We start from the raw sequence: 12,260 nt of genomic DNA on the forward strand, positions 1-12,260 counted from the left end.
TCAGGCGCCGAAACCGCCGTCGATCGTCTGCAGGGAGCCGGTGATGAAGCCGGCTTCCGGACCGGCGAGATAGGCGGCAAGACCGGCGATCTCTTCCGCACGGCCGTGGCGCTTGATGGCCATGAAACCGTGCATGAAGTCACTCATCGGGCCGTCTTCCGGGTTCATGTCGGTGGAGGTCGGGCCGGGCTGGATGACGTTGACGGTGATGTTGCGGTCGCCGAAATCGCGGGCGAGACCGCGCGCCATGCCCTGCATTGCCGACTTGGTGAGCGCATAAGCGGCTCCGCCGGCAAACGGCATGCGGTCGCCATTGACCGAACCGATGACGATGATTCGGCTGCCGTCCGGCATGCTGCGGGCGGCTTCCACGGCCGCATGGTAGGGGGCGCGGACATTGACGTCGATCATCCGGTCGACCGCGTCGGCGTCTATCTCCAGCGGATTGCCGAGCGCCAGCGTGCCGGCGCTGATGACCAGAATGTCCAGCGGGCCGGCCTCGCGCACCGTGCTGATCACGGCCGCGCGGTCTGCCGCATCCGACCGGACAGCCTTGGCGCCGGTCTCGACGGCAAGAGCTTCGGCGGCATCCTTCGAACCGGCATAGGTGAATGTCACGTCGGCGCCGTCACCGGCAAAGCGGCGGACGATTGCTGCCCCTATGCCGCGGCTGCCGCCCAGAACCAGCGCTTTCTTTCCATGGAAGTCAGTCATTGTCGTGTCTCCTTCAAAGAGGCTTGAGGTTTAATGTAATGAACGCTACATAAATCGAGTGGTCAGCGCAGTCAAGGATTTTGTAATGAATACTACAAAAAAGGTTTTATCACGCGGTCGGCCGCGCGCTTTCGACAAGGAGGAGGCACTGGCAAAGGCCCAGGCGCTTTTCCATGCGAAGGGATACGATGCCTTGAGCGTCGCCGATCTCACCGAGGCGATCGGCATCAATCCGCCGAGCTTTTATGCCGCTTTCGGCAGCAAGGCGGAGCTCTACTCAGCCGCCTTGAAGCGTTACGAAGAGAGGGAAGGTCTGGATGTTCCAGGCGCCCTGGCAGCGGACAGACCGCTCGACGAAGGCGTGGCCGGACTGCTGAGGCAGGCTGCCGACAACTACGGCAGCGGAGACGCACCCGGCTGCATGGTGATCGAGGGAGCAAGAGGCACGGTTGACCCGCAGGCCTCCGACGAGGCCCGGCGCATGCTGGACATGAGCCGCAAGGTCATCCACGCCGCAATCGCAGGCCGTGAACCGCAGCGTGCCGAACTCATCACCGATTACATCATGATGGCGATGTCCGGCCTCTCGGCGAGTGCCCGCAACGGCATGGCCACGGACCGCCTGCGCGCAGTGGCCGCAATCGCCTCCAACCAGCTTTCCCATCATCTGAAGGAAATCGGACAATGAGCGCCTGGATCAAATTCGACCTTTCCTCCATCGCGCCGGAAGAGGGCGCCCCGGCACCGGACCGGCTGATCTGCGGCACCCCGACATTCCGGACCTGGAATTTCGAGGAAGCGGAGGGCGGGCTTTATGCCGGCGTCTGGGAGGCGACTCCCGGCAAATGGCGGATCGTTTATGAGGAGTGGGAATATTTCCACATCCTCTCCGGCCACTCGATCGTCACCGAGGAGGGCGGCGCGGCGGTCCAATTGAAGCCGGGCGACAGCATGATCCTCAGACCCGGGTTCAGGGGAACCTGGGAAGTCGTTGAAACGACTCGCAAGGATTACGTGATCAGGGTTTGATCAGGCTTCTTCACCCCGCTTGAAGGCCTTCGCGAATTCGCCCGACGAAATGAACGCCAGCGCCCGCCGCAATTCCCCCGACTTTTCCTTGCCGAATGCCTTGTCGAAACGGTCCTGGGCAATCTGCCAGCGGGCGGTGAGGTCGCGCTGTGTGGCTGCGCCTGTCTCCGTCAGGCGGACACGTTTGGCGCGGCGGTCTTGGGGATCAGGCACCAGTTCCACTAGGCCATCGCGGATCAGCGGCTTCAACGTGTGGCCGAGCGCCGAGAGGTCCATGACCATCGCATCCGCGAGATTTTTCAAGGTCGGCTGGTTGGATCCGGCGATCTGGGATATCAGGGAGAACTGCGTTCCCTTGAGGCCTGTATCGCCCATCGCATCCTCATAGAGCTGGCCAAGATGCCGTGAGGCGCGGCGCACTGCGGTATTGCTGCAATGAAGCCAGACGCCGTCTTCGTTCTGCGCTTGGCTGTCGTGTTTGTTTTTGTCTGTCATGCCTCGTTCCGATCTTGTCGCGGGACAATGCCCGCTTTTGGCTGGCCCTTCCACTCCGATAAAAATTTATGGTCGCCCCTTGCGGGCTCCAATCTTCCTTTTCATATATGGTGGCATATACCAGTAAATTCCAGATGCCGAAACACCGGCCGCGACACCACCTGAAAAACCTCTGCCCAAAAAAACCTCTGAAGGAGATGGACCATGACCAACACCTCAAAACTCGGAACCGCACTCGTGACCGGCGCATCATCGGGCATCGGCGCGACCTATGCGGAAAAGCTCGCCCAGCGCGGCTATGATCTCGTTCTCGTCGCCCGCGACGCGGATCGCCTGAAGACGCTTGCCGGCCGTTTGACGAGCGAACATGGCATCAAGGCGGACGTGCTGCGGGCCGACCTCAGCCAACGTACCGATGTGCTCGCCGTCGACAAGCGCCTGCGCGAGGACGGCTCGATCACGCTCTTCGTCAACAATGCCGGCATCGGCCCGAAGGGGCCGCTGCTGAAGGCCGATCCGGAATACCTTGACCAGATGGTCGACCTCAACGTCACCGCCGCCAATCGCCTCGCAATCGCAGCCGCGCAGGCTTTCGTTGCCCGGGGTGAGGGCGCCATCGTCAATATCGCCTCCGCCGTGGCGCTCGCCGCGGAGTTCTTCAGCGGCACTTATGCCGCCAGCAAGGCCTTTGTTCTGGCCCTGACGGAAGCCCTCGCTGCCGAATTGAAGGACACCGGCGTCAGGATCCAGGCCGTTCTGCCCGGTTATACCCGCACCGAAATCTTCGATCGCGTCGGCGGCTCGATGGATAGTCTCGACCCGAACTCGGTTATGGAAGTCGGCGACCTTGTCGATGCGGCGCTTGTAGGTCTCGACCGCGGAGAACTCGTCACCATGCCGTCGCTTGCCGATACCCAGCTTTATGAGACCTACACGACCGCCCGCGGCGGGCTGCGCCCCTATCTGTCGCTCAACAAGCCGGCAACCCGGTATGGGGTTGCCGCCCAGGCTTGATCAGAACAATCGACGGGCAGCCGCAGCAGGTGTCTGCAGTTGCTCATCGAAGGCACCTTCGCGCTTGGCTACACCACGTCACCATCTCGCTCACGGAGCCAGCAACTCTATCGCCACCGCCGGGGGCAGAAACGCCTCCCGCGGTCCATTTTTTGGCGTTTCACCAGCGGGTTATCACACCGAGTGGTGCCATCTTTTCATCAATTGAGATCAAGGCCATGTCTTCAATGATGGCTTGGGCCGCAAGAATCCGATCAAACGGATCCTGATGTATCCCTGGTAGCAGAACGCTCCTCACCATATGAGCGCTTGTAATGGGAAGGTCGGCAAAGCCGTTCTCCTGAACAACTTCGGAGAAGTTGGGCAAGACGCTGATTGCCGTAGGCAGTTTGCCCTTCTTATGTTTTGTGGCGATTTCCCAGGCGGACGCTGCGCTAACATAGATATCGTTCTTTTCATCTATGATCAGTTCGCGGGCTGCGGATGAAAGATCAGGATGATCGTTGAGCCACCAAAGGAGCGCATGCGTGTCGAGCAGATATCTCATTCGCCGGTCAGTTCTCTGATTTCAGCCTCGCTCAAAGGTTCAAAGAACTCGGGGCCTACCACGAGCTTGCCTTTCAAGCGCCCTGGCTTTCTTTTAGCCGATACGGATCTGTGAGACGTTTTTTCTCGCGTTTCAAACAATGTTGTGAGAGCCGCGTCTACGTCCCCAGCTTCAAGAGCGCTTACCAGTTTTTCCATTTGTTCCTTGCTAGGAAAATTGGAAAGCTCGAAGAGCGACAACGTACCGGGGTGATTTTCCTTAGATTCATTGTCCAAAACCGGGGTCCTCAGAGTCAATTTTGAGCAGCCAATATACGCGTTATTTGCGACGTCGAAAACTCCCACTCACCAGGCCAGGTCCAGCCGCTCAAGCCCGTGGAAATGATAGACGTCCTTGACCACCGGCGTCCTCGTGATCCGCATGCCGGGCAGTCGCCGAAACAGGATCGGCAGCACGGTATTGAGTTCCAGCCTTGCAAGCGGCGCGCCGATGCAGAAATGGATGCCGGCTCCGAAGGAGAGGTTTGCGGCTTCCTGCCGGTCGGACTTGAAAACCAGCGGATCGGAGAACTTCTTCGGATCGAGATTGGCGGCGGCGAGGATGAGGCTCACCTTGTCGCCGCGCTTGAAGGATAGTCCGTCGATTTCGACATCCTCGAGCGCCCAGCGCTGGAAGATGTGCACGGGTGCGCAAATGCGCAGCGTTTCCTCGACCGTTCGCTCGGTTGCCGCCTCGTCGCGGAAAAGGTCTGCCGGCGACAGGCCGCTCTCCAGGATCACCCGCACCGAATTGCCGATCTGGTGCACCGTCGCCTCGTGGCCGGCATTGAGCAGCACGATGGTGGTCGAGACAAGTTCGTCGTCGGTGAGATACTGGCCCTTGTGCTCCGTGTGGATCATGTGGGTGAGGAGATCTTCGCGCGGCTCCCGGCGGCGCTCAGAGATCAGGCCTTTGACATAGTCGGAAAATTCCTCGGCCGCGCGGTCGGCAGCATGTTCGTCGTCCGCGCTCCGCTTGAACATGTACATGCCGACATAGGCGTGTGACCATTTGAGAAGCTGTGGTCCCATCGCGTCCGGGATGCCGATCATCCTTGCGATCATCGTGACCGGAATGATGTCGGCGAAGGCGGAGAGCAGCTCCGTCTCCCCTTGGCCTTCGAACCCGTCGATCAGCCCTTCGGCCAGTTCCGCGATCTCCGGCCGAAGCCTTTCGATATGCCGCGACACGAAGGCGCGGTTGACGAGCGCGCGAAGCCGGGTGTGCTCGGGCGGCTCGAGCTCCAGCAGCGAATACCGCTCGGCGAGATCGAAGTTTTCGAGATGCGGCAAGGGTTCGGGCAGGCCGAGTTCTTCGCGATTGGCGATATGCAGAATCTGCCGCCCGAACCGCCGGTCGCGCAACAGCCCGTTCACGTGGTCGTAGCCAGTGAAGAACCATTGCCGCTGTTCTTCCCAGTAAAAGGTCGGACAATGTTCGTGGAGGAGGGCGTAGACGCGGTTCGGGTCGCTATAGAAAGCCGGGTTGCGGCCGTCGAGCGAGACGCGGCGGGTGTCGGGATCGATGCGCAGGAAATCGGGCAGGGCGGTCATCCGAAAGACCTAGCGGATTTCCCAGGCGCGGGAAAGGTTGAGTGATTGACGCAATTCAGGATTGCGATCATGTTTGGATGCAAGGGCGGCTGTCGAGCGGGGAGGGAAGTCTGTGTGCCTGTCATCGCGCGAATATAAGGTCATGCTGCATGCGAAGGAGTTTGCCGGCGATGAAGCTGCCCGCGATAGAGCGGTGGCGCTCTTCTGGGAGCGTCTGCGCGCGGAACTGCAAGGCGCCGACATCGATACGCAGGACAGGCTTGATGTCCAGAAGGACAGCAAGCAACGTGACGTCTTCTTTCTGGATACCGAGAAACGGGATCTCTACCACCGTTCCGACCTCGTTTTCCGCATGCGTCGCAAGCTCGATTCCAGCAAGGACTGGAAGGCGACGCTGAAGTTCCGCCACGGCGACCGCCTGCTTGCCGAAGCGCAGGATTTTGAACTGCGGAAGAAGAGCGACGAAGAGCCCAAGTTCGAGGAGGACGTGAAGGCGATGCCGCCTGCCGACACGCCCCGTTTCTGGGCGCTGTTCAGCCGTTCGGTGGAAGCGGAATTCAATCCGAAGCACATGCCCGTAACCGTCGGCGAGTGCCTTGGGCCTTACACGGATATTCGCAAAGCCCCGCTGCCGGCGCTCGACACACCGGTTCAGACCGTCGCCGACTTGCATGTCGTCGAACATGTCTACGAGGAAGGGTGGATCAGGCTTTCGAATGAGATCGACGCGGAATGCGCCCTGATCCTCTGGCGGGAGGAGGAAAAGCTTCGGACGCCGATCGCCGCCGAGTTCAGCTTCCGCTTTCCTCTCCAAGAAGGCCAGGCGGATATCAAGGTCGTGCGCAAGGCCTGGACGGTGATGAAGACGCTTCTCAAGTCGCCGCTGGTCGATCCGAAGGGGCCGACCAAGACGGCTCTGGCCTATGGCGACGCCGATTGATCATTCCCCGACCGCTACGCCCTCGCGGCGCGGGTCGGCGCTGCCCACGAGACCGCTCTCGGTGATCTCGATCGCGTGCAGTCCGGAATTCATCTCGCCCGGTTTTACCTCGTAACCGAGCGCCTTCAACGGTTCGGCGAACTTTTCGGCCCCGGTGCCTGCCTCGATCTCGTAAGGCCCGAAACGATTGATGAAATGCGGCTGGGCGACGATCTGCTCCACCGGCATGCCCCAGTCGATATAGGCGATCAGCGCCTGGGCGACGTAACCGATGATCTGGCTGCCGCCCGGCGAACCGACCGCCAGCAGCGGTTTGCCGTCCTTCATCACGATCGTCGGCGCCATGGAGGAACGCGGCCGCTTGCCCGGCTCGACACGGTTGGCGACGGGCAGACTGCCGTCATGGGTCTTGAAGGAGAAATCGGTGAGCTCGTTGTTGAGCAGGAAGCCGTTCGTCATCAGCCGCGAGCCGAACCCGCTTTCGATCGTCGTGGTCATCGACACGACGTTACCCTCTCTGTCGACGATGACGAGATGGCTGGTGGAGGGCAGCTCGATCGCGGCATCGCGGCCGAACAGCAGCGCATGGTCCCATTCCGGCTCGCCGGCCTTCACCTGGTCGGCGCTAAGAGCCTTGGTGCCGTCAAGCAGCGAGGCGCGCTTGCCGAGATAGTCCTTCTTCAGCAGGCCCTTGATCGGCAAGGGCTGGAAATCCGGATCGGCCAGATACCGTTCGCGGTCGGCAAAGGCGAGGCGCTGCGCATCGCCGATGATCCGCCAGCTTTCGGCATTCTGGGCCCCGAGTGCCTTGATGTCGAAATTTTCGATCAGCCCGAGCATCTGACCGATGGCGACCGCACCGGAGGAGGGGGGGCCCATGCCGCAGATGTCGAGCGCCCGGTAGGTGGCGCAGACCGGCTCGCGTTCCTTGACACGGTAATTGGCGAGATCGGCGAGCGACAGGACGCCGGGATTGCCCGGTGCTTCGCGTACCGTCTTGACGATCGCCTCGGCGATCGGCCCTTCGTAGAAGGCATCCGCGCCGCCGGCCGCGATCGCCTTCAGCGTCTCGGCATAGGCTGGGTTCTTGAGCACCGTGCCGGCCTTCAGTGGCGCGCCTGAAGCGTCGTAGAAGTAGCCGCGGGGACCGTCGTATTTCTTCAGCCGGTCGCCTTCGGCGGCGATCAGCGAAGCCATGCGGGGCGAGACCTGGAAACCGCTTGCGGCGAGCTTCTCCGCCCGTTCGAACAGGCTCGCCCAGTCGGCCTTGCCGTAGCGCTTATGGACTTCGGAAAGCAGGCGCACCGTGCCGGGCGTGCCGACCGATCGGCCGCCAACCACCGCGTCCATGAATTTCAACGGCTGGCCCTGGGCATCGAGGAAGAGTTTCGGCGTAGCCTCCATCGGTGCCGTCTCGCGGCCGTCGAACGTGGTGAGCCTGTTGGCGGCCGCATCGTAATAGACGAGGAACGAGCCGCCGCCGAGGCCGGAACTCTGCGGCTCGACAAGGCCGAGCACGGTTTGGACCGCGACCAGAGCGTCGATCGCATTGCCACCCTTGGCAATTACGTCGCGCCCAGCCTCCGCTGCCAGCGGATTGGCGGCGGCGACCATGAAGTTCTTGGTCTCGACACGCTTGGCCGAGGTGAACCCGGTCGCCCGCTCCGGCGCAACCGTATCGGACGCCTGCTGCGCCAGCGTTGTTCCGGCCGAAAGCATCAAGGCGGAAAGCGCCGAGGAAAGAAGGATGCCGGTGAAGAAACTTGTCCCGAAAAATCTCGCCCGCATGGCGCGCCCTCCGCGTTTGAATCCCTGCGGAGGAATGTGGGTTTCAGGATGACGAGAACAAGAGGATGTCAGCGCTTGCCGAGCGAAGCGAGGCGTTTCAGAGCTGCGACTTGCCGGCTCGCGCGCACATCCGTCGGGGCCTCGTCCTCACCCTGCCGGTCGACGGCCGGAACGATCGAGGCGTCGGTGCCGGTATCGATCGCGGTGCGGTCGCGGCCGCTGTCCTTGGCTGTGTAAAGTGCCCGGTCCGCGGCGCTGAGCAGAAGATCGAGGTCGGCGGTTCCGGCGCCCGCAAGCGCGATGCCGGCGCTGACGGTGACGGTGATATTGTGCTCGCCGGCGACGATGGTCTGGCGTTTGAGCGTCAGGCGGATCGCCTCGGCGATGCTGGCGGCCTCGATCATGTCGCCGACGCGCAGGATGGAGGCGAATTCCTCGCCGCCCATGCGGCCGAAAAAACCGCGGCCGCGCATCGACGTCTGGCCGACTTGTGAAAAGGCGACCAGCACCGAATCGCCCGCCTGATGGCCGCAACGGTCGTTGATCTGCTTGAAGTTGTCGAGGTCGAAATGCAGGAGCGCGATCAGCGGTTTCTCATCGTCCTCGAGTTTTCTCAGGGCATGGAACTGGTCGATCAGGCCGCGCCGGTTGAGAACCCCGGTCAAGGGGTCGGTGACGGCAAGTGTCTTGAGTTTCTCTTCCGAGCGCTCGGTCAGCAGTTTCGTGCCGGTCATGATGATGGCAATTAAACAGACTGCCGCCGGGAAGAGCAGCCAGGCGGAGTGCGGCGACATGCCAATGGATTTCGCCTCACCGGCGATCACCAGAACCGCTACCACGCCGTTCGCGCAAAGTTGTACGGCAAGGAAGGCCGCAAGCACCCGCCGCGTCATCTTCGACGCGCCGTTGTTCCTGAGCAGGATATAGATCATGATCGCATGACCGACCATGGTCGCGACGTTGTGGAGAGCCACCCGGTTAGCGAAGTTCTCGCGCACCGGATAGAGGAACATTCCAGCCACCCACAGAAGCGCCGGGATGGCGATATAGGCTCCCACGGGCTTTCGGTCGAACTGCAGGAAACCGGCAATCCACAGGCCGACGCCGGAGAGCACCAGCGTATTGGCGATCTGGATGGAGATGAAATCGGGGATGTCGCCGCGCAATGCCACCAGGATGACGCCGATCCCGTGCAGCGCAAACCCGCCGCCCCAACTCAGGTAGAAGCGGTCCCGCTCGTAGTACCAGCGTGAGCACAGGAGGGCTGCAAGCGTCAGCGCCTCCGCCGCCCAGATCATCAGGCCCGTTAAAATGTCCACCCCAAACTCCAATGCTCGATGTCGAGCGCGCCCAACATGACACGCAGTCTTTAAGACGAAGTTGCACGGATTCTGGAAAACCCTGGGCTCAAACCCGGTTGCGGCGAGATTTCGAGACGAAATTCACGCCCGCTTTACCCTGATCGCGCAAAAACCTGTGCCATCGGGCGAAATGGGGCGTCCGCAGGCTGTCGCCCGGCAGGAATCGTAATAGCGGTCAGCCTCGCGCATCCCCGGGCAGTTAAGGATATCGGATGCTCCGTCTTGAAGTACCGGGCGTTGACACTCTATGTAGGGATGACCCATTCCATTTGATTCCGGAGCGCCTTTTTGCCTTCGGCCAGGGATCAAGAGAAGCTTGACAAAGGACGGACATGAGAAATCCAGTTGATACCGCAATGGCCTTGGTGCCGATGGTCGTCGAACAGACCAATCGCGGTGAGCGCTCTTACGACATCTATTCGCGTCTTCTGAAAGAGCGCATCATCTTCCTGACGGGTCCCGTCGAAGACTATATGGCGTCGCTGATCTGCGCCCAGCTTCTCTTCCTCGAAGCGGAAAACCCGAAGAAGGAAATCGCCCTCTACATCAATTCGCCCGGCGGCGTCGTGACCGCCGGCATGGCGATCTACGACACGATGCAGTTCATCAAGCCGGCGGTTTCGACGCTCTGCATCGGCCAGGCCGCCTCCATGGGCTCGTTGCTCCTGTGCGCCGGCGAGAAGGGGATGCGCTTTGCAACTCCGAACTCGCGCATCATGGTGCACCAGCCCTCCGGCGGCTTCCAGGGCCAGGCGTCCGATATCGAGCGCCATGCCCGTGACATATTGAAGATGAAAAGACGTCTTAACGAGGTCTACGTGAAGCATACGGGCCGCACGTTGGAGGAAGTCGAAAAGACCCTCGACCGCGACCATTTCATGACGGCCGACGAAGCCCAGGATTGGGGCGTCATCGACAAGATCCTGACATCGCGTCAGGAAATGGAAGGTGGCTCCGGAGACTGAGTCTGATGGCGCGACCCGTGCACCTCACCCCGATGTGAGCAAAAAGGGGTTTCAAGTCGCACGGAAAGCGCTATTAGTACTTATTAATGCTGTGTTGAACTTTTATGACATAGCATTCGTTTCTTAGGGGTTTCGTTGCCGCTGATCCGGCATGATGTACGCAGGATCGGTAGAGTACCCTTAAGGCAAGGCAGGCGCGCAAGGCCCGTCGGGCGCGCGCCGGCAAGCGGTAGAGTGGACCGCGCCCGTTTTGACGTGAGTGCGGAGTGCTGGAAGGAAAGTGATATGAGCAAAGTCAGCGGCAGCAACGGCGGCGACTCCAAGAATACCCTATATTGCTCTTTCTGCGGAAAGAGCCAGCACGAAGTCCGGAAGCTGATCGCCGGACCGACCGTATTCATCTGCGATGAATGCGTCGAACTGTGCATGGACATCATCCGCGAAGAGAACAAGACCTCGATGGTCAAGTCCCGCGACGGCGTGCCCACGCCTCAGGACATCATCAAGGTCCTCGACGAATATGTCATCGGCCAGAAGCAGGCCAAGCGTATCCTGTCGGTCGCGGTGCATAACCATTACAAGCGCCTCGCGCATGCCTCCAAGGGCGGCGATGTCGAGCTTGCGAAGTCGAACATCATGCTGGTCGGCCCGACCGGCTGCGGCAAGACCTATCTTGCCCAGACCCTCGCCCGCATCATCGACGTTCCCTTCACGATGGCGGACGCCACGACGCTGACCGAAGCCGGCTATGTCGGCGAGGACGTCGAAAACATCATCCTGAAGCTCCTGCAGTCTGCGGACTACAATGTCGAACGCGCCCAGCGCGGCATCGTCTATATCGACGAAGTCGACAAGATCTCCCGCAAGTCCGACAACCCGTCGATCACCCGCGATGTGTCGGGCGAGGGCGTGCAGCAGGCGCTTCTGAAGATCATGGAAGGCACGGTTGCCTCGGTACCGCCGCAGGGCGGCCGCAAGCACCCGCAGCAGGAATTCCTGCAGGTCGACACGACGAACATACTGTTCATCTGCGGCGGCGCCTTCGCGGGTCTCGACAAGATCATCTCGGCTCGCGGCGAAAAGACCTCGATCGGCTTCGGTGCCTCCGTCAAGTCGGCGGATGACCGTCGCGTCGGCGAAGTGCTGCGCGAACTGGAGCCGGAAGATCTGGTGAAGTTCGGCCTCATTCCGGAATTCATCGGCCGTCTGCCGGTTCTGGCAACCCTCGAAGACCTCGACGAAGATGCGCTGATCCAGATCCTGTCGGAACCGAAGAACGCGCTGATCAAGCAGTACCAGCGCCTGTTCGAGATGGAAGACGTCGATCTGACCTTCCACGAGGATGCGCTGCGCGAGATTGCCAAGCGGGCGATCACCCGCAAGACCGGCGCCCGCGGCCTGCGCTCGATCATGGAGAAGATCCTTCTCGACACCATGTTCGAACTGCCGACGCTCGAAGGCGTGCGCGAAGTGGTCATCTCGGACGACGTCGTGCGTGGAAACGCCCGGCCGCTCTACATCTATGCCGACCGGCAGGATGAAAAGGCGAACGTTTCGGCTTGAAGTGGGCCGTTCCGTTCCTGAGCTTGAAGAGGCCCTATCGGGGCCTCTTTTTTATGTCGGCGAACAGCCTTGCTTTTTTTGATTTTTCCACCATTTTTGCCTCGCGAAGAATTGCACCATATTCGCCTTGCATTAGAGACTGTGCGGGAAGATCATCGACGCTCCGGTTGCTTCGTTTGGATGTGATCTCAGGTTGGCAGGTCCGGTGGTCGCGTCCCGTGTCCTTTGGCGTTCCGCGTGGCGTTTATGTGT

At 61.0% G+C, this 12,260-nt stretch carries 13 protein-coding genes; 6 read left to right on the top strand and 7 right to left on the bottom strand.

The genetic code is table 11. The annotated features are described in order from the left end of the window. Positions 1 to 714 (bottom strand): SDR family oxidoreductase, encoded by a 714-nt coding sequence (gene bdcA / locus ACZ9IU_RS08170; protein WP_038541919.1) that lies wholly within the window; start codon positions 712 to 714, stop codon positions 1 to 3. A gap of 85 nt (positions 715 to 799) precedes the next feature. Between bdcA and ACZ9IU_RS08175 the strand changes: the two genes are divergently transcribed. Then, positions 800 to 1,402 (top strand): TetR/AcrR family transcriptional regulator, encoded by a 603-nt coding sequence (locus ACZ9IU_RS08175; RefSeq protein ID WP_038541921.1) that lies wholly within the window; start codon positions 800 to 802, stop codon positions 1,400 to 1,402. Continuing rightward, positions 1,399 to 1,743 carry a cupin domain-containing protein gene (locus ACZ9IU_RS08180; protein ID WP_038541922.1) on the top strand — a complete coding sequence of 115 codons (345 nt, stop codon included), beginning with the start codon at positions 1,399 to 1,401 and terminating at the stop codon, positions 1,741 to 1,743. Before ACZ9IU_RS08175 ends, ACZ9IU_RS08180 begins: the two co-directional genes overlap by 4 nt. Here the strand turns inward: ACZ9IU_RS08180 and ACZ9IU_RS08185 are convergent, their stop codons facing one another. Next, the gene (locus ACZ9IU_RS08185; protein WP_051899683.1) at positions 1,744 to 2,238 is read right to left on the bottom strand and encodes a MarR family winged helix-turn-helix transcriptional regulator; all 495 of its coding nucleotides are present in this window, start codon (positions 2,236 to 2,238) and stop codon (positions 1,744 to 1,746) included. A gap of 204 nt (positions 2,239 to 2,442) precedes the next feature. On the opposite strand from ACZ9IU_RS08185, the gene ACZ9IU_RS08190 reads away from it, so the two are divergent. Then, a complete protein-coding gene (locus tag ACZ9IU_RS08190; protein WP_038541924.1) occupies positions 2,443 to 3,252 on the top strand; it encodes an SDR family NAD(P)-dependent oxidoreductase in 810 nt (269 codons plus the stop codon). 160 nt (positions 3,253 to 3,412) lie between these two features. Here the strand turns inward: ACZ9IU_RS08190 and ACZ9IU_RS08195 are convergent, their stop codons facing one another. The 3 genes from ACZ9IU_RS08195 to ACZ9IU_RS08205 all read right to left on the bottom strand — a co-directional run bounded on the left by ACZ9IU_RS08195 (position 3,413) and on the right by ACZ9IU_RS08205 (position 5,391). Then, positions 3,413 to 3,799: a type II toxin-antitoxin system VapC family toxin gene (locus ACZ9IU_RS08195; RefSeq protein WP_038541926.1), complete on the bottom strand. Its 387-nt coding sequence runs from the start codon at positions 3,797 to 3,799 to the stop codon at positions 3,413 to 3,415. Beyond that, positions 3,796 to 4,074, bottom strand: coding sequence for a hypothetical protein (locus ACZ9IU_RS08200; RefSeq protein ID WP_038541929.1), 279 nt, complete (start codon positions 4,072 to 4,074; stop codon positions 3,796 to 3,798). The genes ACZ9IU_RS08195 and ACZ9IU_RS08200 overlap by 4 nt, the downstream gene beginning before the upstream one ends. 69 nt (positions 4,075 to 4,143) lie before the next feature. Continuing rightward, positions 4,144 to 5,391 carry a cytochrome P450 gene (locus tag ACZ9IU_RS08205; RefSeq protein WP_038541931.1) on the bottom strand — a complete coding sequence of 416 codons (1,248 nt, stop codon included), beginning with the start codon at positions 5,389 to 5,391 and terminating at the stop codon, positions 4,144 to 4,146. A gap of 112 nt (positions 5,392 to 5,503) precedes the next feature. On the opposite strand from ACZ9IU_RS08205, the gene ACZ9IU_RS08210 reads away from it, so the two are divergent. Further along, positions 5,504 to 6,331 (top strand): hypothetical protein, encoded by an 828-nt coding sequence (locus ACZ9IU_RS08210; RefSeq protein ID WP_162182331.1) that lies wholly within the window; start codon positions 5,504 to 5,506, stop codon positions 6,329 to 6,331. Here the strand turns inward: ACZ9IU_RS08210 and ggt are convergent, their stop codons facing one another. Together ggt and ACZ9IU_RS08220 are read right to left on the bottom strand one after the other, a co-directional pair. After that, complete coding sequence (gene ggt, locus ACZ9IU_RS08215; protein WP_038541935.1) at positions 6,332 to 8,119, bottom strand: gamma-glutamyltransferase; 1,788 nt, start codon at positions 8,117 to 8,119, stop codon at positions 6,332 to 6,334. A gap of 68 nt (positions 8,120 to 8,187) precedes the next feature. After that, positions 8,188 to 9,438 carry a GGDEF domain-containing protein gene (locus ACZ9IU_RS08220; RefSeq protein ID WP_157885101.1) on the bottom strand — a complete coding sequence of 417 codons (1,251 nt, stop codon included), beginning with the start codon at positions 9,436 to 9,438 and terminating at the stop codon, positions 8,188 to 8,190. Between the two features lie 374 nt (positions 9,439 to 9,812). Here ACZ9IU_RS08220 and clpP point away from each other — a divergent pair, with 374 nt between their 5' ends. Together clpP and clpX are read left to right on the top strand one after the other, a co-directional pair. After that, a complete protein-coding gene (gene clpP / locus ACZ9IU_RS08225; RefSeq protein WP_007753416.1) occupies positions 9,813 to 10,445 on the top strand; it encodes an ATP-dependent Clp endopeptidase proteolytic subunit ClpP in 633 nt (210 codons plus the stop codon). A gap of 285 nt (positions 10,446 to 10,730) precedes the next feature. After that, positions 10,731 to 12,008: an ATP-dependent Clp protease ATP-binding subunit ClpX gene (clpX, locus tag ACZ9IU_RS08230; RefSeq protein WP_038541942.1), complete on the top strand. Its 1,278-nt coding sequence runs from the start codon at positions 10,731 to 10,733 to the stop codon at positions 12,006 to 12,008. The last annotated feature ends 252 nt before the right edge of the window (positions 12,009 to 12,260 follow it).

The sequence above is a fragment of the Mesorhizobium sp. USDA 4132 genome (assembly GCF_056279545.1).